This is a genomic window from Anaerococcus sp. HMSC065G05 (assembly GCF_001812365.1).
Classification (GTDB): Bacteria; Bacillota; Clostridia; order Tissierellales; family Peptoniphilaceae; genus Anaerococcus; species Anaerococcus vaginalis.
Window position 1 is genome coordinate 61791 of sequence record NZ_KV808688.1, and the last position, 24501, is coordinate 86291.

Sequence of the window (24501 nt, forward strand, 5' to 3'; positions counted from 1 at the left end):
CTGCCATATTTCTCTTGATAATTTTTCTATTTCTTTGTTCATTGATTTAATTTCATTCTTGTAAATAACACCAGTTGTATTAGTAGCTTTTGCAATCTGGTTTATATTATTTGTTGCATTCGAAAGTAGCCATTGTAGGTTTCTAAATGGTTCTAAATCTACTACATAAATTTCTTTTTCTAATACACATTTTCTAAGAAAGTGGGACATTGTTTTACAGTTTGCAAGTTTCATTTTCTTTTCAAAGATTTCTTTTTCTTCTTTGGTTAGTTTTATTTCTATTCTTTCATTTCTAAATCTATTTGCCATTTTATTCTCCTTTATAAAATATATTTCGGGGTCTTAGGGTTCTCCCTAACAAGGTAAAAATTAAAAAAAATGGAGCATTCCGTAAAGGTTTGCTCCATTAATTTTTTCGTAAGTGTCCGTACACTTACTGTGCTTGCTATTAAAGTTATAAGCGTTAAGCGTTTATTAGGTTTTATTAATTATACCGCATTTAAAAAAATTAATAAAGAAGTATAAGCGAAGCTATTGACAATGATTATCAGTGCTGATATAATAATATCGACAAGAGTGTCGGTTTGGAGGTTATTTATAAAATGAAAATGGAAGCTGATGAAAGAAAAAAGCAGATTAGACAAGAAGCTATGAAAGTCTTTTTGGATAAGGGATTTAGAAATACAGTTATGAATGACATTATGGAAGCTACTGGGCTTTCTAGAGGTGGCTTGTATCATCATTATGGTTCTACGCATGAAATCTTATACGACATTATGATGGAAGGTAATTTAAATAGAAAAGATATTGTTCAAAAATCAATTTATGATGAAGGATTAATATTAAGTCCACAGTTGTTTTCAAGAATGATTATAGACAAGATACTTGAAGATAATGATTATGTAAAGCTTTATGTTATGTTTTTATGTGAGTTAAAAGAAAATGATGATCTGAAAAAACTATATGTGAAAATAAAAAAAGAGTCCATACAAGTATTTAAAGAATTGTTTTCTACTTTGTTTAATGAGTTGCCGTCCGATGATATGTTTGAATTTATGATTAATATTATGAATTCTGGATTGATGGCTTGCGAAATTTTGAATGCACGTGAGAATTTTACAAAAAATAAGATATATCTAACTGAAATGATAGAGACTTATTTTATAAATGTAATGAAAAAAGATGATAGAAGGAGTTAAATTTATGGATCTATTAAAAAAATACATTAAGAGAAATAAAGCACCATATTTTATTTCTGTCTTGTTTGCAATACTTGGAGTAATTTCAAATCTTTTTGTATATATTATTCTAAGTAAGATGATTATATCATTAATTGATGGTAGCCAAAATTTTTATTACTATATAAATAAAATTTTCTTGATACTTTCATGTCTTATAATCAAAGAAGTGTTTATGTTTTTGTCAACAATGATTTCTCATAAAACAGCCTATCAAATAATACGAGATATAAGAAAAAGCCTTATGGAAAAATTATTTAATATGCCATTAGGAGATATATTGAATGAATCTACTGGTAAGTTAAAAGACATAATTGTAAATCAAGTCGATAATACTGAAACAACATTGGCTCATATGATACCTGAGATGACAGCTAATTTAGTCGGACCTATAATATTATTTGTTTACATGTTAATTTTAGATTATAGACTAAGTTTAATATCTTTAATTCCATTAGTTATTGGTGGATTTTTTATGGCAGGGCCGATGAAAAGAATTAAGGTAAAGTTTCCACAAGCAGTTAAAATTAGCCAAGATATGAACAATTCTGTAGTTGAATATATAAATGGAATAGAGGTTATTAAAACATTTAATCAAGGCGAAAAATCTTATAGAAAATACAGGGACAATGTGTATAAAAAGGCAAATTACTATTACGATTGGATGGGAGAAAATACAAGAGATTATGCGATAAGTATGTCTATTGCTCCAGTTGGTATTTTGACAATTATACCATTTGGTTTATATTTCTGTATGAATGGTTCACTAGATGGTGGTGTATTTTTAACATTGATAATCCTTTCTTTTGGGACTATCCAAAATATTATGAGAGTAATGACTTTTGAAGATGATATTGGAAGAATGTCAACTATTTTCGAAGAGATTAAAAATATACTTTCTGCGAGAGAATTATCTCATAAAAATGAAAATTTGGATATAAAAAATTATAATATAGAGATTAAAAACGTAGATTTTTCTTATGAAGAAGATAAGCAAGTCCTAAATAATATAAATATAAATATAGAAGAAGGAAGTGTGAATGCTTTAGTAGGCGAATCGGGTTCGGGAAAGTCGACTATTGCAAAACTAATTTCAGGATTTTGGGACGTAGATAGTGGTTCTATAAGTATAGGAAATGTAAATATTAAAGATATGTCCCTTGAAAAGCTATCTACTATTATTTCCTATGTAGCACAAGATAATTTTCTTTTTGATATGTCAATTAAAGATAACATCAGAATAGGAAATAAAAATGCTAGTGATGAGGAAATAATTGAAGTATGTAAGAAAGCAGCCTGCCATGATTTTATAATGAAGTTGTCAGATGGATATGATACAAGAGTAGGAGAAGCTGGTAAACATTTATCTGGAGGAGAAAGGCAAAGAATATCAATTGCAAGAGCCATGATAAAGAATGCTCCAATAGTTATTTTAGACGAGGCTACCTCTTATATCGACCCTGAAAATGAAGCCTTGATTCAAGATGCAATATCAGAGCTTGTCAAAGGGAAAACTCTAATTATAATTGCCCATCGTTTAAAGACAATAACAGATGTAGATAATATATTTGTAATTAAAAATGGAGAACTTGCATGTAAAGGAAGCCATGAAGAGCTTTTGAAGGAATCAAAAGATTATCACGATCTTTGGGAAACTGCCTTGAAAGGAGAAGAAAATGCTTAGTGTTTTTAAAAAAATATGGAATTTTTCTATTGAAGAACAAGTGTATATAAAAAAATCAATCTTTGCTAATTTTTTCGGTTCTATTTTTAATGCTCTACAATTTGCAGCCATTTATTATGCGATTTTTGGGATAGTAAACAAGGATATAAGTTTCAAAACAATAGGAATATCATGTTTATTTTTATTAATTAGTATAGCTGGAGTAATTATTTCAAAAAATTCCTCTATGCTCAAACAAACACATGCTGGATATTTTATGGCTGGACACAAGAGAATTGAATTAGGTGAAAAAATAAAAAAAGTTCCCATGGGATTTTTCTCAAGTTTAAGCCTTGGAAATTTAACAACTATTGCAACTACTAACTTAGATAATATAGAGACTTGGGTTCCAACTTTGTATATTATGGTTTTCGGTGGTATGCTTAATGCTATTGTTTTTATCTCATCCTTATTTTTATTTTCTTATAAGGTAGGTCTTGTAGCAATAGTTGGCTCTATTGTATTTTTGTTGATTGTTGCTCGTATGCAAAAAAGGTCTAGTAAAAATGCAGACAAGATTCATGAGATTCAAGTATCACTTACCAAAGAAGTCTTATCAACATTACAAGGAATGCAAATCATAAAATCTTATAATCTTGGAGGAAACAATAATAAGAAACTTGATAAAAGCTTTGATAGTGCAAGTAAATATTCTTTTGATTTAGAAAAAACTATAATGCCATATAGTTTATTAGCTAAAATAATAATAGCTATAACAATTTGTTTGATGTTATTTATATCAATAAAATTATATTTTGTTGAAAGCGGTCAAATAGTAAATACTATTATGATACTTATAGCAAGTTTTGTAATATTTGATGGGCTTATAACATCTGGTTCTGCTATGGCAATGCTAAGAATGGTTGAGAATGCAATAGATTCTTATTCCTATGTAAATGATATGGAAGATATGAAAGAAGGAAGTATTACAGAACCTATAAAAAATCATGATATAGTCTTTAAAAATGTTTCTTTTTCTTATGATGATAGACCAATTTTAAAAAATGTATCAGCAGAGATAAAAGAAAATACCATGACTGCTATTGTAGGACCATCTGGATCTGGCAAGACTACATTTTGTAATCTTATTGCAAGATTTTGGGATGTAAACTCTGGAGAAATTTTCATAGGTGGAAAGAATATTAAGGACTATAAGATAGAAAATCTTATGAATTCAATTTCCATGGTATTTCAAGACGTCTATCTCTTTGAAGATACAATTGAAAACAATATAAAATTTGGAAAACAAAATGCAAGCCATGAAAAAGTTGTAGAAGCTGCAAAAAAAGCAAGATGTCACGAATTTATAGAAAATCTCCCGGATGGATATAATACTATTATCGGAGAAGGTGGAGCAAGTCTATCAGGTGGAGAAAAACAAAGAATCTCCATAGCCAGAGCCATGCTAAAAGATGCAGATATAATTATCTTTGATGAAGCAACTGCAAATATAGACCCAGAAAATGAAGATAAATTAAAAGAAGCTATAGAACAACTTACAAAAAATAAGACAGTAATAATGATTGCCCATAGACTAAAAACCATTAGAAATGCAGACCAGATTTTAGTTTTAAAAGATGGCGAAATAGTAGAACGTGGAGATCATGAAGAACTGATTAAGAATGATGGACTTTATTCTGACCTTATAAATGCAAAATCCAAAGCGGAATCATGGAAATTAAATAATTGATAGAAAGAAATATTTAAAGTCTCTGAACATGAAAAATATTTAGAGCAGGTGGACAAGAAAAACCACTTGCTCTTTTTTTCGTTCCTAAATCAATATGGGAATTTTGAAGATAATCTAGAAGATAAAAATGTTGATGTAGAAAAAGTTGTAGCTACACCAATGATGATTGAAGCATAAAAAATGTATCAACCATTACCCTTTAAACAGGATTTAGGTTGATACACAAAATTATTTACAGACCCTGTTATTGTGTAATTAAGACTATAAGCATTAAGCGTGTTTATTTATAGTAAATAAAATTATACCACATTCATAATATAAATTCAGGGCACTATTGACAAAAGTGTAAGAAAATGATAATTTTTATTAAAAGAACGAGTGTCGGTCAATAGGTGGTGAGGTTTTGACAAAGAGAAATGTAAAAGATCCAGAAGAAAGAAAACAGGAGCTTATAAACATAGCATCAAGACTTTTTGAAAAGGATGGATATGAGAAAGTTTCTGTTAGAGATATTCTCGCGGAAGTTAACGGAGCGCCGGGAATGTTTTATTATTATTTTAAATCAAAAGAAGATATTTTCTTGGCGTGCATGGAAACATATTTTGAAGAAAAACTAAAAAATAAGTTGGATATACTTCAAAATAAGGAAATGGATTACGAAGAAAGAATAAAAATTGTAAGAGAACTTATAGTAAAAGATATCGGTCAGTTTACGACAAAATATAATTTTTCAAAAGAGAATTCAATTACAGATAACTCTTACAGGCTATGGGAATTGATTCATTATATTGGAAAATTTATAGATGTCTATTCAGAGTTTATAATTGAAGGAATTGAAAATAAAAAAATAGAAAATAATATGGGAATAAACAGAGAAAATGTGAGAAGTTTTGCAACTTTTATTTTATACGGAGCTGTTGGAACAATATATAATGACTATATTATTAAGGGAGAAAACAAAACAAATTCAAGTGAAGCCTTTGGAATAATAAGCGAACTATTTCAAAGACCTCAGTAGAGAAAAATAAAATATAAGTATTTTACAAGGGAAACATCAACGGTGTTTTCCTTGTATTAGTTTTAAGGCAAATGAACGAACTCGTTCGGTAAGGAGGCATGTTTTAGATGAAAAAGAAGAAATCAATCAAAGATATTATTTCCTACAGTGAAATAAAAAAAGGACAACTTGTAGTAGGAATATTATTTGTTAGTCTTGGAATGCTATTAAGTATTTGTCCAATTTTGGTGATATACAAAGTCATAAAATCTCTATTTTTATATGGAAAATTAGAACAAAGTACAATACAGTTCTGCACCTATGGACTTACAGCAGTGGTATTGTCATATTGCTTAACTTACATTGGCGGTATTTTATGCCATAAGTTTTCATATGTTTTAATAGCTAACTTAAAAAAGAAGATATTATTTCATATTGGGAATCTTCCTTTAGGTTTTTTTACCGGAGACAACAAGTCAAAAATAAGGCAAGTATTAGGATCGGACATGAATCAAATTGAGGGATATTTTTCTCATCAATTACCAAATTTAATTTCAACTTTAGCACTAATTTTAGCAATGATAATTGTTATGTTGAAGATAAATTTAATATTAGGTCTTACGACTTTGTTAATTATATTTGTTGGTTTAGGAATTCAGATTGCAATCATGGCAAAGATTATAAAGTCGGGTGGACTTGATAAAAACTTCGCGATATTGGATCAAATTAATTCAGCAACTACTGAATACGTTAAAGGTATGCCGGAAGTGAAAATATTTGGAACAGGAGCAAAATCATTTAAAACTTTTTCAAAGTCAGTAGGAGAATATAGAGACTTTACAAGTTCGATGACTTCAATGATAAGACCGGGATTTGTTTCATTTAGAATGTTTATTCTATCTGTGGCTACATTCATAGTTCCAGTAGGAATACTTTTAATGTCACGAAATAATAACTTGGATTTTGCTACAGTTTTTATTTTCTATTTGATTCTTGCACCTGCCATTAGCGTACCTGCATTAAAACTTAGAGATTTTGCAGAAGGAATGAATTTACTAAATGAAGTTGTTTTGAGAATCTACGAAATTATAGATCAAAAAGAATTGGTAATCGAAGATAGTGAGGAAGAGATAAAAGGTCATAATCTTGAATTCGAGAATGTAAGCTTTTCTTATGGAGATGAAGAGGTTTTAAAGAATATAAGCTTCTGTGCTAAACAAGGAGAAGTTACAGCATTAGTTGGCTATTCGGGAGCAGGTAAATCTACCATTGGAACGCTAATACCAAGATTTTACGATCCTTCAAAAGGCTCTATTAAAATTGGTGGGGTTAATATAAAAAATATTCCGATAAAAGCCTTAATGGACAAGGTAGCATTTGTTTTTCAAGACAGTGATCTTATTACAGACACAGTCTTCAATAATGTTGCTATGGCAAAGACAGGTTCTACAAAAGAAGATATCATAAAAGCATGTAAAAAAGCAAGATGTCATGATTTTATTGTAAAACTTCCTGATGGGTATGACACTGTTTTGGGTAAGGGGACTTATTTATCTGGAGGAGAGAAACAACGTATTGCTGTAGCAAGAGCGATTTTAAAGGACGCACCAATATTAGTATTAGACGAGGCAACAAGTTTTGCAGACTCTGAAAATGAATATCTTATGCAGGAAGCTTTGTCTGAATTGGTTAAAGATAAGACGGTTATCATGATTGCTCATAGACTAAATACCATAGAATATGCAGATCAAATCTTAGTAATATCTGATGGAAAAATTGCAGAAAGAGGTAAGCATGAAGATTTAATCCTTGCAGATGGAATATATAAGAGACTCTTTGATATTTATAAGAAGACAAATATTTGGCAAATGGATATAGAAGGGAGTGAGAATGAATGATAAGAAATATTACATTAGGAAAGATGAATAATATAAGAAAATCAATTATTTTAAATGTTTTGGCATCTATTTCCAACCTTATACCATTTATTGCTTTGGCGAAAATTGTAGAAACACTATTTTTAAATAGAGGTGCAGATAGTATAGATACGAGCCTTTTATGGAAGTATTTTGGGATAATGGCAGTATTTTTCTTAATAACATTCTTATTGGAAAATTTAGCCACAAAATATACCTATGAACTTGGATACAAGACAAGTGCAGATGGAAGAATAGAGCTTGCAGACCACATAAGAAAACTGCCGATAGGTTATATTTCAGGGAAAAGTTCAGCGGAGATCTTAGATACATTAATGAATGATTTTTTCAAAGTTGAAACGGCAGTAACGCATCAATTACCTCAATTTTTCAGTGGTATATGTGTAGCGATTCTTTGCTCGATATTATTTTTGATAATTAATGTAAAAATGGGAATAGCAACTCTTATAGGACTACCTATTTCTGTTCTACTTCTCACGCTCATGCAAAACTTTCAGAAACAAATTTATTTAAAAACAAAGAAAATGAGGATAAAAGAGGAAGAAGATATAAATGAATATTTGGATGCCATTAAGACTCTAAAAGCTTATAACAGCTTAGATGATACATTAACAAAGCTTGAAGAAGATATAGATAACTCAAGAAATGCAAATATTAAGAGTGAGAAAGGGGTTGGTTCATTAACTACTATAGCAAGTATGATTTTAAGAATAGGACTTCCTTTGATGAGTTTAGTTGGTTCCTATTTATTTATAAATGGATCTTTGGAAATTGATACATTTTTAATGTTCTTATTTGTAGGCACAAGGATTTTTGATCCCTTGGAGCTTGCACTTGTAAATTATACGGGTCTACAAATGGCATCAGTTTCAGGAGAGAGAATCATTAACTTACTTAACGCTAAACCTATGTCAGGAAATTGCGATGTAAACGAAAGCAACAAAATTGAAATCCACGATGTTTCATTTTCTTACAAGGAATCTAAGGTTATCGATAATGTTTCATTAGACATTAATGAAAATGAATTAACTGCTTTTGTTGGTTACTCTGGCTCTGGAAAATCTACACTAATTAAATTAATTTCCAGATTTTATGATCCTAATGAAGGGACAATTAAAATTGGTGGAGTAGATTTGCTAACAGCCGACCCTGATAAATTAATGGATAAATTTTCTGTTGTTTTTCAAGATGTGTATCTTTTTAAAGACACAATTTATAACAATATAAAATTTGGAAATGAAAATGCAAGTAAAGATGAAATCATGAATGCTGCAAAAATGGCAGGAGCTTATGACTTTATAGTCAAAAAAGACGATGGATTTGACACTATGATTGGACAAGGAGGAGCGACTCTGTCTGGAGGTGAGAAACAAAGAATATCAATAGCGAGAGCAATATTAAAAAATGCCCCAATAATACTACTTGATGAAGCGACATCTTCGCTTGATCCTGAAAATGAACTTATTATACAAGAAGCAATATCAAATTTAATTAAAAATAAAACAGTTGTTGTTGTAGCCCATAAATTAAGAAACGTAATGGGAGCTGATAAAATTGTTGTTTTAAACAAAGGAAAGGTAGAAGAAGTTGGAAAGCATGAAGAACTTTTAAAAAATGAAGGTCTATATAAAGACTTATGGAATTATCAAGAAAAGTCTAAAGAGTGGAAGATTGTACAGTAACAATCAATTTTAAAGGAGGAAATTTATGAAAACACAAAAGAAATCATCAAAAAATGCAGTTACAGCTGGTGTTTTAATTGCACTTTACTTTGTAACATATTTAGTAATTGGGGCAATATCTATGCCTGTCCCTGTTTTATTTTTACTAATGCCTATGCTTGTAGCACTACTTGCTGCACCAACCTATCATATGCTTCTTGCAAAAACAAAGTCAGCCACTGCTATTGTAATCGCAGCTACCTTACCAAGTATTTTATTAGTTGCAACTGGACATATTCCAATTGCACCATTAGTAGCAGTGCCTGCCGGAATAATTGCTATGTTCATAGCAAGAGGTGGCAAATATACAGACTTTAAGAAAAATACAATTAGTCATATGTTTTTTTCTTTAAACTTATTTGGAGGATTCTTACCAATTTGGCTTATGAGAGAAGCATTTTTTGAAAGTGTTATAAAAGGTGGCTTAGATCAAAACTTTTGTAATACAGTAAGAGCATGGACACCAATATGGATGTTACCAGTAATGATTATTGGAACATTTATATTCTCCTTGGTTGGTTCTTATTTTACAAAGAAAATACTAAATAAAAAATTGGAATCAGCAGGAGTATTATAATGGGAAATTCAAAGTTTGTTCTGGGGTCAAAATATGACCTCAGAACAAAACTTATTTTGCTTATAGGTGCAAATATTTTAATTTTTTTAGGTTTTGGTTTGATATATCAAAGCCTTATTAGCTTATTTTTTCTTGCCATCATTATCAGTGATGGTTATAAGAAATCCGCTATAAAGTATATCCTATTCTTTGTAACAAGTGTTGTATTAGAAAAAACTTTATCCTATTTCAATATGAATTTTCTTATGAATTTAATTTTATTCCTCTTGGCAATTGGGAGAAAATTTTTGCCATGTATTATTGTGGGTAAATGGATTTTAAATTCCACATCAGTTTCCAGTGCAGTAGCAACTTTACAAAAATTAAAACTATCAAAAGACTCACTCATAATGATTTCTGTAATATTTAGATGCTTACCTACAATTAAAGACGAATGGAGTCATATAAATATGGCGATGAAAACAAGAGGGATTAGCGTTAGTCTTTATAATTTATTTCATAGACCTGCTACGACAATGGAATACTTTTTTGTACCCTTATTCGTAAGTGTAATAGAAATTGGGGATGAGCTATCCCAATCAGCCATTATAAGGGGGCTTGATGCTCCTGTTCAAAAAACAAGTAGATACCTAATTAAGATTAGAAAAAATGACATTGGCGTTTTAATTCTTATGATTTTCATTTTATCAATAGTAATATTTATGAAAGTGTCAGGGTGGGATTTATGATTGAAATTAGAGAATTAAGTTTTAAGTACAAGGGAGGCTCTGATTACTCATTAAAAGATATAAACTTGAAAATTAAAAAAGGGGAATGCATTCTTCTATGTGGCAGGAGCGGTTGTGGAAAGTCGACCCTATTAAAGCTTATGAACGGTATAATACCTGAGTTTTATGATGGGGATATTACTGGTAGTGTTCTTGTCAATGGGATGAATACATTTACCACACCAATTTATAAATTATCTAAGGATGTAGGTTCAGTTTTCCAAAACCCTAAAACACAGTTTTATACAACAAATACCACAGATGAAATTGCTTTTGGTTTGGAAAATTATGGCATAGAAAGAGAAGTAATTAACAAAAGGATTAAAGAAGTCGAAAAAGAGCTTCATCTTGAAAACTTGATGAATCAAAATATATTCAATCTTTCCGGGGGAGAAAAGCAGAAGATTGCTATAGCAAGTATTTACGCATTAAGCCCTGAGATATTTATTCTTGACGAACCGTCTTCAAGCTTAGACATAAAGTCAATGAAGGAATTATCGCTTACAATAAAAAAGCTTAAGTCCTTAGGAAAAACTATTATTATTGCAGAACACAGGTTGTGGTATTTAAAAGACATTGTTGATAGAGCAATATACTTAGAGGATGGAAAAATCATCAGAGAATATAGTATGGACCAAATTGAAAATCTAAGTGAAGATGAGCGAATGAGAACAGGACTTAGGCATTCTGATTATAAAGCCATTGAAGGATTTGATGATTTTGAAACTTTAAATAAAGAGGATTTATTAGAATTAAAAAATCTGATATTTAAAAGAAATACCAGAACAATTCTGTCCATCAAGGATCTTAAATTTTGCTATGGGAATATTATTGGGATTGTTGGAGAAAATGGAATTGGGAAGTCTACATTAGCAAAAATCATATGTGGCTTATACAAAGCAAATAAAGGTAAAATTTTAAAAGATGATGAGAATTTCAATATAAAAAGTAGGCTAAATGAGAGCCTGCTTATTATGCAGGAAGTGAACTGTCAGTTATTCACGGACACTGTCAAAGATGAAATAGTATTAACATCAAATATTAAAGATGATAATGCTTTAGATACTTGGTTAAAAGATATGGAGTTAAAAAATATCAGTGATAGGAATCCTCACACCTTGTCAGGAGGACAAAAACAGAGAGTAATTATCTTATCAGCTTTACTATCAGACAAGAAAATTCTATTTTTTGATGAACCAACTAGTGGATTGGACTATAGAAATATGAAAATAGTAGCTAAAAACATAAAGAAAGTAAAGGAAGAAGATAAGTTGATTTTAATAATATCCCATGATGTTGAGTTTTTAGATTCAGTTTGTGATAAAGTGATTGATTTTACTTATTTATGAAAATGCATACATTAGTAAATTACAAGAGGGACATATGATAAATAAGCAAGAAGAACGAGAAGTTGTAAATAGTATTTTTCATGATACTCCATAATATAAACTTTATAATATTTTTTTTGAGGATTTATGCCTAATAGCATAAGTCCTCATTTTTTATATTCAAATTAATCAATAAAACTCAAAAATACTATAAAAAAATAAAAATTCAGGTTACCAAAGAGGTCAAATTTCACTTTATAAAGTGAGGGGTATTTTGTCATCTTTCTATAAAAATCAAAATACTTTGAAGTGTGAATATTATTGAAATTGATTATGTGAGATCAGCATATTTCAAATTTAATTCACTTACAAAGGTAAAAAAATCAGCTTACATAGGAGGTTAAAATGCAAGCAATAAAGATTTATAGTATGAGAGTTGCAATGTTATGTAGACTTTATGATCTTAAATTAATTAATGATAAGGAATATACAAAAATTAAAAATAGAATAGAAAATGATTATAAGAAGATGGATAGAAAGTAATTAATTATGTGACATAATAACACTGTAGAAAGATAAAAATGGGAAGGAGGTAAAATGAATACTAGAGTAAAATTAATAAAAGCTTCAAATACAGGAGAAAGAAATAGAAATTCACTATATTTAGATTTAAAACGTGTTGCAGCATATTGTAGAGTAAGTACAGATAGCAAAGACCAACTTGAATCATATAAATCGCAAGTTGATTATTATACAAATCTAATAAAAAATAATAAGAATTGGACTTTGGTAGGTATATACGCAGATGAAGCAACAACAGGAACAACTGCTACTAAAAGAGCAGATTTCATGAGACTAATAAGTGATTGCCAAAATGGAGATATAGACATGATAATTACTAAATCTATATCAAGATTTGCTAGAAACACATTAGATACCTTAAAGTATGTAAGACTCTTAAAAGAAAACAATGTTGGTGTAGTATTTGAAGAAGAAAATATAGATACTTTGACAATGGATGGAGAGCTATTATTAACAATATTAAGTTCAGTAGCTCAACAAGAAGTAGAAAATACCTCAGCCCATGTAAAAAAAAGACTGAAAAAGAAAATATAAAATCCCCAACAGGGAAAAACAAATTGCCAAAAAGAAGTATTGAAGCTATGTTAGAAAATGGAAAGTATACAGGTATTGTGAAACTCTTAGACTCAGCAAATAACTATTATCTTCTAAAAGACAATCATGAAGCAATTATTACAGAGGAAGTATTTAATAAAGTTCAAGAAGAAAAATCAAGAAGGAGTAATCTTGATGAAAGTAATAATAGAAAGAGTAGAAAATATAGATTTAGATTAAAGGAGGACAATAAAAATGTTTAAATTTACAGCATTAGAATCTCTGCATAATAATATGAAACTAAATGATACTAAAAGAGTGGTTTTTCCATTTAAATATAATGAAAAAGGATTTAGTTGCATATTTATAACTGATATTTTACCTTATAGACTCTATTTATCAACGTTAGGAGACAAACCGATTACATTTGAGTTGGAAATAAACAATAAATATGAAACTTCAAGTTATATTGAAGATTATAAGAAATTAATAGAGTATTTAGAAATAAAATATGATCCAAATCATAAATTTAAACCGAATGACTTTTTTAAATCTTTAAATAATAAAATTCCAGAAAATTGTGAAAACAAACCAAACTATAAAGACGTGATATTGATAGCAGCTAAACATAGAGAAATTGAACAACCAAATAAAATATATTTTTGTGGTTGGAAAAATAATATAGTGAAAAATGTAACCGATGGGAATTTGGAAAAAACTAGAAGCGCTTTTGGAGATGAGTTAGCAGAGCTTTGCAAGAAGAAAAATATCAGTTCACGCTGGACTGCTATTGATAATTACGAAGAAATTAATAAAATAAATAGGATATATACTATGTAAAAATAGACCAATCAAAATAGCTGTTAGAGGAGACAGTTTTAATATAAAATAGATATAAATTTCTGCTTTGTGTTATAAAAGACAGATAGGATATAACCTAACTATCACACGTGGAAGCTCTAGTATTTATGACAAGGTAAAGAGACTAAGAAGATTGTAAAAGCCTTGAAATCAATAAATTTATGAATTTTAGATTCAATAATAAGAGTCTGAAAATTTTAAATTAGTGGTCAGAAATATTTTCTAAATACTTGCTTGTAGCAACACTATAAATATTTTGAAAGGGTCGTATCAACACTTTGGAAGTTTGGTAGGTCGTGTCGATGGTATGGATGGAGGAAAAGGATAAGAGAAATTAGAATCGGTAGGATCATATAATTGTTAAGTGTAACCCTAGAGATTGGGATATTTATGCATAAGTTGAAACAGAAAATGATAATTTTGTATATGGCAATTCTGTTGAAAGGGATAAATTAGCAAATGAAAAAGAAACAGGATTATATGGATTTTATTTTACAAAAAATATTTCAAAACACGACTTTGTGTAAATAGTATCTTGAAAATAAATTATTGATAGTTAGTTGATGAAGTTCTAAAAGATCTTTGGGGAAATGGTAATAGAAGAAGACTTAATCTAATTAAAGTTCGCTATCATTATGAAGAAGTTCAAACGCTAGTTAATGAAAAATTAAAAAGAAAAAACATCACTAAGATAGAAATGGATATAATTCAATGGGAGTTCGGAAATTTATTAGTTAGAAAAAGAATACTTGAAGCTTTAGAGTATGATTATGTAGAGGCTCAAAACTAAGTTAATAAGATAATATGAAAGATAGAGTAAGCCTATGGAGTAAAATCTGTGGGTTTATTTTTTATGGTATAATTAACACAAATTAGAATTTATAGGATAAAACATGGAAAAAGAAAAATATAACAAGATAAAAACATACATTTTATTAGTAATAACATTAATATGGCTAGCATTTTCCATGATACTTTTACTTATAAAAAGTAGGACTGGCTATAGAATATTAATTGATTTATGTGGCCTTCAACTAAGTCAAGGAGGTGTGCTTTTTATTCTTTTATTGATGGTCGCAGCTTGGCTTATCTTTTTTCTAAAGACATTTTGGAAGAAATACTCTAGTAAGTTTGCTAGAGTTTTTCTTGTAATAGGCTGGATTATATTAATCGTAGGATTCTTATTTGGGTCTTTAATTTTTTTAGGCGATTACCTTGTAAATTCCTACTATACTTTTATTTCCCCTGATAAAAAACATACTCTAGTAGTTGATGAGGCTTCACTCTTACTTTCGGCAAATGTTAGTTTATTTGAAAGGATAAATCCTTTATTTATTGAAGATTTAGGTGCAGAAACTTCTCCTGATGATGGATTTTCACCAATTTCAGCAGGTAAATATTGGATAAAGTGGGATGGAAATAGGGTTAATTTTGCGGTGTTTGATGAACATGGGACTAGGACGTGGGATGTAGTTAAAGTTTCCTTAGGTGATAGTGATAGGGATGTTAAACATGAGAGTTTAAATTCAAATGGAAAGCCTATTGTCTATGAGAAAAATGATACTCCTACTCCTCCTACGAATGATACTATTCAGAAATCACTAACTAAACAAGAAATATTAGATGGATTATCTGTTGAAAATGCTATCATAATACCTAAATCTAATTATGGACTTATAGAGGTTGATAGAGCTATGGGTAGAAGTCTATGGTATTTTATAAGAATTGAAGATAATAGGATGATTTTTATTTCCGAGGCTCCAGATACAGATCCTAAAGTTGCAGGGGAAATTGATTCTGAAGGAATAATACATTTAAGATTTACGGATATTAATAACAATCAAACCAAGTATGAATCTATAAACCAGGGAAAGACTTGGAAAAATTAAGAAAATAGATTACACTTTAGATATTTTGGTGGATTGTGTCAATATTATAAATGGCAAAGATTAAAATAAGATAGAATTTAAAAGGTAAAATAAAATGACAGAAAAAGAAAAGAAAGTATATGAAATATTACTTACTCCTATCATGTGTGATAATAATGTTAAAAAAATTTGTATACAAGACAATATTATATATAGTCCACAGTTATACAATAGTAATTTAGATGAAGACATGTCAGATTTTAGTGTGGGTTTCTATAAAATAGTATATAAGGATATTTTAAAGGAAAATAATGGAAAAATTCTAAAAGAAAACGGAAAATATATAAATGAGAATTATATGGGAGACACTATACATTCATTTAATTCTTTGGCGAATGTGATCTTGGGTGATAGATGTAAAGACTGTAGAAGCCCAAAAGAAATGTGGCCCGAAGAATTAATTGATTATCATTCAAAATACCATTGTTTAGCTAATTTTTGGATTATCCCTATGTGTCATGGAAGAAAAAGTGCAAAGCTTAGCTGGTACGATTCCTTAGACTACTATTTGGAAGAAGTAAAAAATTATTATTTAAGAGAAGTGAAGTTAAGGTTTATAGAATCACAAGAATATTTTAAAAATTTTACGTGGGAATCTTTTTTAGATACTCATGGTCTGTCAGAATATAAAATGATTGATAACCCATTAAAAATATATAAAGAAAAAGAAAAGAAAGCTTGTCTTGATGAAATAGAAAGAATATATGAGTTTTGGGAAAATAGGGCTAGCCAAATAGTAAAAAAATATAATAATGAACTATATAACTACTTTAATGGCCTAGGATTAATAAATTAAGGTGAGACTAAGAAATAATAATTATTATTTGACTAAGTTGCTGTAATAAAAATGGTTATGACTATAATAAAACTGTTGCATTTATATTAGTTTTTGCTATTGTTATCATGAATACTAGCATAGTTTTGCTGAAAATGTTGAAGCATATAACTTATATTTAGAAGGTGCAAGCAAAAATGAAGAGGAAAAACTTTTAAAAGATATTTATAATGGTTTAGGAGCTGAGACTAAAGAAATATTTTTAGAAGGAAATGTTGAAAAAAATCAAATGGTACCAAAGTTGGGCAATTACCGGATGGCACAAAGATTAATGTGAGATCAAATAGTACAGATGGTAGACCAACTTTAGAAATTCAGTATAAAAGACTAATTAAGATTAGGTATAGATGATATGATTATTAAATATGAAATAGATTTAGAAATAAAGCAAGTTTCTTACATTAAAGGTTCAGGTTATAAAGATAATAGATTTGTGATTAATTTAGAAGATGCGAGTAATGAAAATAATATTCAACTAAAATAGGACAAAATCCTATCATACTGTGAGACGGATAGGTCATATAGACCAGATTTTTGGATAGAAGATTTTTCTGATTATAATCCAATATATTATACAAAAGATTCTCAGTTTATTGAGTTTATAAAAAAATTAATGAGGATGATACAGAATTAATACATTTTATAGTAGTGGGGGATGATTATGTCATAGATGTAATATCATTTGATTTCCCTAAAATCAATATTAATGAATAGGTTGTTATTGTGTATGATTATAATTTACAATCTTTTTTAGGATATATATATATCAATTAACCATGAATTCGAATTTTATTACTTTGACAAAATGTATTCTCTAAGTTATTCAGAAGAAGAATATATCTTTAGCTCATATAATGATTTACTAAATTCAGTAATAATAGAAAATTTGTCAATTGAAGAAATAATTGATAAGAAACTGTATAATGATTAACGATATACTAAAATATATAGTAAAGTTGATAGAATAATAGTAGCTAAGTGTAGTAGTATTAGAGTAGAAAATAATAATTATTTAAGTCTTGGGGATCTTTTATCCTTAAGACTTTTTTTATGGAGAAGAATATGCCAAGAAAACCAAAAAAACATGTCCATATCAAGGATGCCCTGAATTAATAGAAGAGGATAGTTATTGTAAAAAACATCAAAGAGATGTTAATAGATACTCTGAAAAATATAAAAGAGATCCTTTGACAAAGAAAAGATATGGGTCTAAGTGGTGAAAGATTAGAAATTGATATATAAACGATAACCCTTTATGTGAACAGTGCTTAAAGGATGGAGGCTTTACTAAAGCACAAGAGGTTCATCATATTTTACCTTTAAGACGTTTATGAAATCGTGATAAGTCAAACTTAATATCACTTTGTAAATCCTGCCATTCAAGAATTAGTATTTTAGTAGGTGCCATTTGGGCAAGCGCACACAAAAACTCGGGTTCAAAGAGGGTATTAATGAAAATCTTTTAAAAGCTGAAATATTTGTTCTAACCTATTGACAATAAAACTTGGCATGATATAATATAAATACCAAGTAAACTTGGCGAAAGAATAAAGGAGAATAAATATGAAGAGAGATGAAGTTTTAGCAAGAAGTCGTGAGGAGTATAAATATCACGATGAGATGATGGCTGATATTTTTAAAAAAGCAGGTGAAGTTTCCAGCCAAATCGGATTAGTTGTTGCGGCCATCCTATTTGGAATTGAAGCTTTTTTCTTCAATTCCTTTAATTATGGAATACTAAGTATTTATTTTAGTATTGAAGCAACGAAAGAACTTGTAAAGTATGCAAAACTAAAAGAAAGAAAGCAATTGTTAATGGGGATACTTATGGCGATTATAGGAATTTCCTTATTTGTAGCTAACCTTATAACATTGAAGTAGTGATGGATTATGGATGATAAACTAGTTCTCAAAAATCATTTAAAAGAAGTCAGAAAAGAAAAAGGCTATTCACAACAACAGTTAGCTGATGAGGTGGGTGTTTCAAGAAACACAATCAGCTCAATTGAAACTGGTCAATTTAACCCCACTGCTAAATTAGCTTTGATACTTTGCATTGCTTTAGAAAAGAAATTTGAGGATCTTTTCTATTTTTAGACAAACATAGTTAAACTAAAATCTCCCTACAGTAAACAATATTGTTTATTGAAGGGAGATTTTATATTTAAGTATTAGGAGGTGGTACTATAGCTAAGGACGGAACATATAGAGGTGGAAGAAGAGTAAAAGCAGGAGGGAAACCACAGCCTGCTGCTGAAAAAATAGAAAAACGTAAAAAAGTAGAAATACTAATGAATGATATTCCAACATTAACTCCTGAAGAAATAGATGCAGTTGACTTACCAGATGGTGCAGTTCTTGATGGAACAGATATGCCAACACCTAGTTATTATCTATCTGCAAAACAAAAGAATGGTATACCACTTGGTGCTGATGAAATATATAAAGAGACTTGGTCTTGGTTAAAACAGAAAAACTGTGAGGATAACATTACGATCTAATTACAAAAATAACCCTCCGCGCCATAATGGCTGGGAGGGTTTCGCGCGTATAGGGTTATATTTCAACATCGACCTTGAGTCCAGATTTTGATTAAACGGTGCAGTTGGTTGGCCAGATTACGATTTGATTAAGCCAGCTCTTTACAATTGCTTCATCAAATACGGTAAGTTCGGAAGACTGTTCTTTGATTAAATTCTGCAATTCTGTGATATATTGCAGTTGTTCGTAACACAGTTCCGTATCCATTTATATATGCTGCGTTTTTATCTGAGTATAAAAATCTGGTTTGCAATATCATCATAGGATTATTTATTGTGGCTCTTTTAACAAGCTCATGCTGAAATCAAATAAGCTTCTTATAAATATCATCAGTGAATATAGTAGCAGAAATTTTGATGACTAATGAAATGTTTTGCTGTAACTGTTTTTGATATTTTGATTTATCACTAAGAATTTCACTCAAAGATATAAGTATAATTAATTTCAGGTCAAGCTCATTGATAATTCTAGTATTGTATTTAGGGCTGTAGGATTCTAGACTGCTGATTCAGTTCCAAACGATGTGGTAGCTAGTATTAATATCTGATCTAAACAGTTTAATATCTTGCCAAGGGAATGCTATATTCTTCATTGAATCAGTAATAAAAAAATATTTTGCATTCGTAAATAATTTATAAGCGTTAACTTGTAAAATATTGAAAAACGCGAAAAAGTGTGTTATACTTTAAAAAATCTATTTTAACTCTTTTAAGTATGATTCAATTATGGAAAATCTGATATTTTTAAGTTTGACCGTGCGTAACTGTGGTTTGACCAAAAAGGTTAAAGGGGGTGGATAGTGTATTTTCATTAGATAGCTGGAAAATTAAAGACTTATATGTCACTGTCAGAATGCGATGGGATTTTTGTTTTGCAGCTTGTTGGAGACACATTATATGACCTGATGACTGACGGAGAAGAAAAAATGTATGTGAGTGATAAGTTCAATCAAGTAACTAAATTGTTCTTAAATATGCAATACCAAATTTTTAAAGGCAAAAAGTATATTTTAAAGAACAGGGATGGATTGATTTGTAGTAGGTACGATGAGGCTGATTTTGCTGAAGAAATATAGGATATTTATAATTTAGATAAAGATCATTTACAAAGCTTTCTAGCTTGAAGATATATTACAGTTGAAATAGAGATGACCATGCAAGATATTATTAATCAGATTTTTCGTCGCTTATCCAAAGGTATATATGATGTCGATATTCAGATTAATATTTATGAGACGAATCCTAGTCTAAATAACCTTGCTGAAATAGAATATACTTTGAAGATGGAAAACTTATCATTGATTGGGAAACTATTGAGTTTTATATAAATTTAAGGCTATTTAAGGTATGTCTAATACGGGTAAAACTTTGACGCTAAGGTATGTTTATTATTTATTTAGCTTTGATAAGAATAGGTTTTTATTTTTGACAAGTTATCGTAAAGATGATCGAATTAAAGAGGATACATTGAAGAATGGATTATATTAATAATTTATCATTCATAAAGGTTGACTACATATTATGGTGAGTATAGGCACGTTTAAGTATTTATTTCAATTTGGAGGAAATACCTCCCGAAGGAGATGGAATGAAATTATCATATAAAAAATTATGGGTAAAACTTGTAGAAGAAGACATGAAGAAAACTGAGTTCGCAAAGAATGCAGGCATTAGTTCGGCTTCGTTGGCAAAACTAGGTAAAGGAGCTAATATAACAACGGATTTGCTCCTTAAAATATGCGAGTATTTAAAATGTGATATAGGAGATATTGTCGAAGTTGTTCCAGATGATACAACAGATGAATCAACAGAGTCCAAATAAATTTATGTCTGAACGACTATAATAGAATGTGTGGCTGTGTAGACAGTCGAGAATATATATTAGCATGATTATTCATACTATTTAAAGAGGATGAAATCTATGGAAGTAAAAGCATTTGATAACATTACGGAAATAGTACGTTGCACGAAATGAACAGAAGCAGGCGATTCAAAAGAAGATAGTAGCACTTCAAAATAAAATTCGTAAAGAAAAACAGCTTAATAAAAAGATAGACTTAAATGCTAAAATTAAGAAATTAAAAAAATTGGAGGGGGATTGATGTATAGACCGTCAATGTATGACAAGCATGATGAAACAATGCTAAAATTTGTAGAAAAATTTAATGGAAGTTTGGTTTGCAAAAATATAGAAATGCGTCCAAATAAAGTTGAAACTTACGATAACGATGGAATATTCATAGATATTTATACGAATCAATCAATAGGTTACGATTGGGAGTATCGAGACAGGTATTTCGAGCATTGTAAACTGGAATTCGATAGTTTAGGTCAATATGAAAGAAAACTCGAAAAAAAATCGATCCAGATATCACTACAGTGTGACTCGACTGAGACAGGAATTGCTGTTGGATGGCATGAAGATTGGCTTCAGGAAGAAAGAGAAAAAAGAGCATTAAGGACAGATTCTTCATGGAAGGAAAATGCATCAATAAGGTATACTAATAAATTTAAAATATATAGTTTTTCTAAGATAGATTTATTCAAGAATATGGTTGCAAGTGCAATGAGACTTCAAGAATATTCATCTAAAATATTTAAAATAATGACTGAAACAGTAAATAGTGGGATAGTTGTCTCTAGAACTAATATGCCTCAAACAAAACAGTTATCATCACCCGAAGCAAAATCAAAGGGTAATGCGAAGACGCTTGTTGATTTTTTTAAGAGTAAAGGTCTTGAAATTGTTGATAAAAGACCAAATGGAGGATGTCTTTGGGTGATAGGTAATGAAAATGAGATAGGTTTAGTCGTAAGAGAAGCTTGTAGAAAGTTTCATGTGGGTGGAAATTATGGTACTGAAAAAGAAATATGTCAAAAACAAGGTTGGTTTACTAGAGCAAGAAAATAGGGGGGGATCATGGAAAAAATGAATTTTGAAACCGTTTCAGGCGAAGAAAAAATATAGCATTGCTTGCCGGATTATTTCCAAATTGTGTAACTGAAGGAATGGACCAAAGTGGAAATCTTGTAAAAAAAGTTAATTTCGAATTGCTTAAACAAATGTTATCTGCAGATATGGAAGATTTTTCAGAGAGTTATGAATTTACATGGCCTGGAAAAAGAGGAGCCATTGTCGAAGCAAACAAACCAATAAGAATGACCTTGCGACCTTGTATAGAAGATAGTAAAAATTGGAATGATACAGAAAATCTTTATATTGAAGGAGACAATCTATCGGTATTAAAACTTCTACAAGAAAGTTATCTTGGTAAAATTAAAATGATATATATAGATCCTCCATATAATACAGGAAGCGATTTTATATATATAGATGACTTTGTTGTCGATATTGAAGAATATAATGCATCTATTGGTTTACATGATGATGAAGGACTAAAATTATATAGAAACACTGAATCAAATGGAAGATTTCATTCATACTGGTGTTCAATGATATATTCTCGTCTTATTATAGCTAGGAATCTTCTAGCTTCGGATGGTGTAATTTTTATTTCTATTGATGATAACGAACAGGCTAATCTTAAGAAAATATGCGATGAAGTTTTTGGCGAGTCTAATAATGTGGGAGAAATCATTAGAAAAACAAAGTCAATGACAGCTGATAATGGTAGTGGTTTTAATTTGCAACATGAAGTTTTATTAGTATATGCTAAGGATAAAAATCAGATTGTTCTTCAAGGTGAACCCAAGGCATTTGATAATTATTCTAATCCAGATAACGATCCGAATGGAGAATGGTGTGCGGGTGACCCAAGTGCTAAAAGCGGTGGAGCATCTACTTATTTTGAGATTGAGAATCCATATACTCATAGAAAGGATTTTCCGCCTATGGGTAGATATTGGGCTTTCTCAAAAGAAACATTACAGCGATATATAAGTGATGGAAAAATCAAATTTAAGAAGAATTATCGAGAAAAAGAAAGAGGATTCATATTTAAGCGTTATAAGAAAGATGCCACTAGCTTATTTGAACCAGTTAATAGCCTGTTTGGCATTCAAAATGAGTATATGAATCAAGCGGCAACAGTTGAAGTAAAAAAGCTTTTCGGAAATGATGTATTTAGCTATCCTAAACCAGTTGCTTTTATACAAAAATTGATAAAGTATGCAACAGACAAGGAATCTATTATATTGGATTTCTTCTCAGGAAGTGCCACAACGGCTCAAGCTGTTATGGAGCAAAATGCTGCGGACGGAGGAAATAGAAAATTTATTATGGTGCAATTACAGGAACAAGTTGATGAGAAAAAAGGAGCTTATAAGGCTGGTTACGAAACGTTGTGTGATGTGGGGAGAGATAGAATAAGTTTAGTCGCTGAAACCATTAATAAAGATATTGATGATGGATACAGAACATTTATCCTCGATTCTACCAATATGAATGATGTTTACTACAATCCATCAGAATACAACCAAGAGATACTCTCAATGCTTGAATCTAATGTTAAATCTGACCGTAATGACCTTGATTTATTGTTCGGATGTCTTCTTGAATGGGGACTTCCTTTATCGCTTCCATACAGCTCTGAGCTGATTGATGGATGTAAAGTTCATAACTATAACGAAGGCGACCTTATTGCTTGTTTTGATAAAAATGTTCCGGATAGTGTGATTAAGGAAATTGCAAGGAGACAGCCTCTTCGTGCAGTATTCCGTGACAGCAGTTTTGCAAACAGTCCTTCAAAGATTAATGTTGGAGAAATCTTTAAATTGATGGCACCTGACACAAGGGTAAAGGTTATTTAAGGAGATTCAGCTATGAAACTACAATTTAGGCGTCAGAAATTCCAAGCAGATGCTGCAAAAGCTGTAGTTGATGTATTTGCTGGTCAGCCTTATTTGACTCCTTCTTATATGATGGATAGAGGTTTAGGACATATCCAGCAATCATTAACAGATGAAGATGATTTCACTGGTTGGAGCAATCAAAAGATTGTACCAGAATTAAATGATAGATTGATTCTGGAACATATAAATACAATTCAGAGAGCAAATCAGATTAAGCCTTCAGAGAAACTAGAAGGTAGATATAATCTGACAATTGAAATGGAAACTGGTGTTGGGAAAACATACACATACATAAAGACTATGTATGAGCTTAATCGTGCTTATGGCTGGAGTAAGTTTATAGTTGTTGTACCAAGCATCGCTATCCGTGAAGGTGTATATAAGTCATTTCAAGTGACACAAAATCATTTTTCTGAAGAGTATGGAAAAAA

The 24501-nt window shown here is 30.0% G+C and carries 23 protein-coding genes and 4 pseudogenes; 26 read left to right on the plus strand and 1 reads right to left on the minus strand.

Going from position 1 to position 24501, the window contains the following annotated elements:
- Positions 1–309: plasmid mobilization protein (locus tag HMPREF2852_RS00895; RefSeq protein WP_070605215.1), on the minus strand; the 309-nt coding region annotated here is incomplete at its 3' end.
- Between the two features lie 293 nt (positions 310–602).
- On the opposite strand from HMPREF2852_RS00895, the gene HMPREF2852_RS00900 reads away from it, so the two are divergent.
- From HMPREF2852_RS00900 to HMPREF2852_RS01005, 26 genes and pseudogenes are all read left to right on the plus strand, one after another.
- Complete coding sequence (locus HMPREF2852_RS00900; protein ID WP_070605218.1) at positions 603–1199, plus strand: TetR/AcrR family transcriptional regulator; 597 nt, start codon at positions 603–605, stop codon at positions 1197–1199.
- A gap of 4 nt (positions 1200–1203) precedes the next feature.
- Entirely contained in the window at positions 1204–2922 is a 1719-nt protein-coding gene (locus HMPREF2852_RS00905) for an ABC transporter ATP-binding protein (RefSeq protein WP_070605220.1), read from the plus strand.
- Positions 2915–4651 carry an ABC transporter ATP-binding protein gene (locus tag HMPREF2852_RS00910; protein WP_070605223.1) on the plus strand — a complete coding sequence of 579 codons (1737 nt, stop codon included), beginning with the start codon at positions 2915–2917 and terminating at the stop codon, positions 4649–4651. Before HMPREF2852_RS00905 ends, HMPREF2852_RS00910 begins: the two co-directional genes overlap by 8 nt.
- Before the next feature lie 9 nt (positions 4652–4660).
- Positions 4661–4825, plus strand: a pseudogene (locus tag HMPREF2852_RS09940) (sigma-70 family RNA polymerase sigma factor); the annotation flags it as partial.
- A gap of 229 nt (positions 4826–5054) precedes the next feature.
- Positions 5055–5669 carry a TetR/AcrR family transcriptional regulator gene (locus HMPREF2852_RS00915; protein ID WP_070605227.1) on the plus strand — a complete coding sequence of 205 codons (615 nt, stop codon included), beginning with the start codon at positions 5055–5057 and terminating at the stop codon, positions 5667–5669.
- A gap of 107 nt (positions 5670–5776) precedes the next feature.
- A complete protein-coding gene (locus tag HMPREF2852_RS00920; RefSeq protein WP_070605230.1) occupies positions 5777–7546 on the plus strand; it encodes an ABC transporter ATP-binding protein in 1770 nt (589 codons plus the stop codon).
- Entirely contained in the window at positions 7543–9267 is a 1725-nt protein-coding gene (locus HMPREF2852_RS00925) for an ABC transporter ATP-binding protein (protein ID WP_070605233.1), read from the plus strand. The genes HMPREF2852_RS00920 and HMPREF2852_RS00925 overlap by 4 nt, the downstream gene beginning before the upstream one ends.
- Positions 9268–9292: 25 nt before the next feature.
- On the plus strand, positions 9293–9883 hold the full coding sequence (locus HMPREF2852_RS00930; RefSeq protein ID WP_070605236.1) for an MptD family putative ECF transporter S component: 591 nt from the start codon (positions 9293–9295) through the stop codon (positions 9881–9883).
- Complete coding sequence (locus tag HMPREF2852_RS00935) at positions 9883–10611, plus strand: energy-coupling factor transporter transmembrane component T (RefSeq protein ID WP_070605239.1); 729 nt, start codon at positions 9883–9885, stop codon at positions 10609–10611. Before HMPREF2852_RS00930 ends, HMPREF2852_RS00935 begins: the two co-directional genes overlap by 1 nt.
- Complete coding sequence (locus HMPREF2852_RS00940) at positions 10608–11999, plus strand: ABC transporter ATP-binding protein (protein ID WP_070605242.1); 1392 nt, start codon at positions 10608–10610, stop codon at positions 11997–11999. Before HMPREF2852_RS00935 ends, HMPREF2852_RS00940 begins: the two co-directional genes overlap by 4 nt.
- A 384-nt stretch (positions 12000–12383) precedes the next feature.
- On the plus strand, positions 12384–12521 hold the full coding sequence (locus HMPREF2852_RS09765) for a hypothetical protein (protein WP_186821912.1): 138 nt from the start codon (positions 12384–12386) through the stop codon (positions 12519–12521).
- A 54-nt stretch (positions 12522–12575) separates the two neighbouring features.
- Positions 12576–13082 (plus strand): annotated as a pseudogene (locus HMPREF2852_RS00945) (recombinase family protein); the annotation flags it as partial.
- A 35-nt stretch (positions 13083–13117) separates the two neighbouring features.
- Positions 13118–13357, plus strand: coding sequence for a recombinase family protein (locus tag HMPREF2852_RS00950; protein ID WP_070605248.1), 240 nt, complete (start codon positions 13118–13120; stop codon positions 13355–13357).
- Positions 13350–13934, plus strand: a complete 585-nt coding sequence (locus HMPREF2852_RS00955) for a DUF6037 family protein (protein WP_070605251.1) — start codon at positions 13350–13352, stop codon at positions 13932–13934. Before HMPREF2852_RS00950 ends, HMPREF2852_RS00955 begins: the two co-directional genes overlap by 8 nt.
- 589 nt (positions 13935–14523) lie before the next feature.
- Positions 14524–14745, plus strand: a pseudogene (locus HMPREF2852_RS10255) (hypothetical protein); the annotation flags it as partial.
- A gap of 103 nt (positions 14746–14848) precedes the next feature.
- Entirely contained in the window at positions 14849–15844 is a 996-nt protein-coding gene (locus HMPREF2852_RS00960; protein ID WP_070605253.1) for a hypothetical protein, read from the plus strand.
- 94 nt (positions 15845–15938) lie between these two features.
- Complete coding sequence (locus tag HMPREF2852_RS00965; RefSeq protein WP_070605255.1) at positions 15939–16679, plus strand: hypothetical protein; 741 nt, start codon at positions 15939–15941, stop codon at positions 16677–16679.
- A gap of 844 nt (positions 16680–17523) precedes the next feature.
- Positions 17524–17649 (plus strand): hypothetical protein, encoded by a 126-nt coding sequence (locus HMPREF2852_RS09945; protein ID WP_261667817.1) that lies wholly within the window; start codon positions 17524–17526, stop codon positions 17647–17649.
- A 632-nt stretch (positions 17650–18281) separates the two neighbouring features.
- Positions 18282–18599 (plus strand): DUF6442 family protein, encoded by a 318-nt coding sequence (locus tag HMPREF2852_RS00970; protein WP_070605259.1) that lies wholly within the window; start codon positions 18282–18284, stop codon positions 18597–18599.
- Between the two features lie 9 nt (positions 18600–18608).
- The gene (locus HMPREF2852_RS00975; protein ID WP_004816384.1) at positions 18609–18815 is read left to right on the plus strand and encodes a helix-turn-helix transcriptional regulator; all 207 of its coding nucleotides are present in this window, start codon (positions 18609–18611) and stop codon (positions 18813–18815) included.
- Between the two features lie 89 nt (positions 18816–18904).
- Positions 18905–19204: pseudogene (locus HMPREF2852_RS00980) on the plus strand (terminase); the annotation flags it as partial.
- Between the two features lie 959 nt (positions 19205–20163).
- Entirely contained in the window at positions 20164–20334 is a 171-nt protein-coding gene (locus HMPREF2852_RS00985) for a hypothetical protein (protein ID WP_004838672.1), read from the plus strand.
- 512 nt (positions 20335–20846) lie between these two features.
- Positions 20847–21080 (plus strand): helix-turn-helix domain-containing protein, encoded by a 234-nt coding sequence (locus HMPREF2852_RS00990; RefSeq protein WP_070605266.1) that lies wholly within the window; start codon positions 20847–20849, stop codon positions 21078–21080.
- A gap of 279 nt (positions 21081–21359) precedes the next feature.
- Positions 21360–22169, plus strand: a complete 810-nt coding sequence (locus HMPREF2852_RS00995) for an O-linked GlcNAc transferase-like protein (RefSeq protein ID WP_070605269.1) — start codon at positions 21360–21362, stop codon at positions 22167–22169.
- Between the two features lie 59 nt (positions 22170–22228).
- Positions 22229–24028, plus strand: a complete 1800-nt coding sequence (locus tag HMPREF2852_RS01000) for a site-specific DNA-methyltransferase (RefSeq protein ID WP_261667825.1) — start codon at positions 22229–22231, stop codon at positions 24026–24028.
- Positions 24029–24040: 12 nt separating this feature from the next.
- On the plus strand, positions 24041–24501 hold a 461-nt coding region (locus tag HMPREF2852_RS01005), incomplete at its 3' end, for a DEAD/DEAH box helicase family protein (protein ID WP_186821913.1).

Excerpts from the sequence above, each read along its gene's own strand:
- HMPREF2852_RS00900 (WP_070605218.1), top strand. The coding sequence starts at position 603 with ATGAAAATGGAAGCTGATGAAAGAAAAAAGCAGATTAGACAAGAAGCT.
- HMPREF2852_RS00905 (WP_070605220.1), top strand. The coding sequence starts at position 1,204 with ATGGATCTATTAAAAAAATACATTAAGAGAAATAAAGCACCATATTTT.
- HMPREF2852_RS00910 (WP_070605223.1), top strand. The coding sequence starts at position 2,915 with ATGCTTAGTGTTTTTAAAAAAATATGGAATTTTTCTATTGAAGAACAA.
- HMPREF2852_RS00920 (WP_070605230.1), top strand. The coding sequence starts at position 5,777 with ATGAAAAAGAAGAAATCAATCAAAGATATTATTTCCTACAGTGAAATA.
- HMPREF2852_RS00925 (WP_070605233.1), top strand. The coding sequence starts at position 7,543 with ATGATAAGAAATATTACATTAGGAAAGATGAATAATATAAGAAAATCA.
- HMPREF2852_RS00930 (WP_070605236.1), top strand. The coding sequence starts at position 9,293 with ATGAAAACACAAAAGAAATCATCAAAAAATGCAGTTACAGCTGGTGTT.
- HMPREF2852_RS00935 (WP_070605239.1), top strand. The coding sequence starts at position 9,883 with ATGGGAAATTCAAAGTTTGTTCTGGGGTCAAAATATGACCTCAGAACA.
- HMPREF2852_RS00940 (WP_070605242.1), top strand. The coding sequence starts at position 10,608 with ATGATTGAAATTAGAGAATTAAGTTTTAAGTACAAGGGAGGCTCTGAT.
- HMPREF2852_RS09765 (WP_186821912.1), top strand. The coding sequence starts at position 12,384 with ATGCAAGCAATAAAGATTTATAGTATGAGAGTTGCAATGTTATGTAGA.
- HMPREF2852_RS00955 (WP_070605251.1), top strand. The coding sequence starts at position 13,350 with ATGTTTAAATTTACAGCATTAGAATCTCTGCATAATAATATGAAACTA.
- HMPREF2852_RS00960 (WP_070605253.1), top strand. The coding sequence starts at position 14,849 with ATGGAAAAAGAAAAATATAACAAGATAAAAACATACATTTTATTAGTA.
- HMPREF2852_RS00965 (WP_070605255.1), top strand. The coding sequence starts at position 15,939 with ATGACAGAAAAAGAAAAGAAAGTATATGAAATATTACTTACTCCTATC.
- HMPREF2852_RS09945 (WP_261667817.1), top strand. The coding sequence starts at position 17,524 with ATGTATTCTCTAAGTTATTCAGAAGAAGAATATATCTTTAGCTCATAT.
- HMPREF2852_RS00970 (WP_070605259.1), top strand. The coding sequence starts at position 18,282 with ATGAAGAGAGATGAAGTTTTAGCAAGAAGTCGTGAGGAGTATAAATAT.
- HMPREF2852_RS00975 (WP_004816384.1), top strand. The coding sequence starts at position 18,609 with ATGGATGATAAACTAGTTCTCAAAAATCATTTAAAAGAAGTCAGAAAA.
- HMPREF2852_RS00985 (WP_004838672.1), top strand. The coding sequence starts at position 20,164 with ATGACTGACGGAGAAGAAAAAATGTATGTGAGTGATAAGTTCAATCAA.
- HMPREF2852_RS00990 (WP_070605266.1), top strand. The coding sequence starts at position 20,847 with ATGAAATTATCATATAAAAAATTATGGGTAAAACTTGTAGAAGAAGAC.
- HMPREF2852_RS00995 (WP_070605269.1), top strand. The coding sequence starts at position 21,360 with ATGTATAGACCGTCAATGTATGACAAGCATGATGAAACAATGCTAAAA.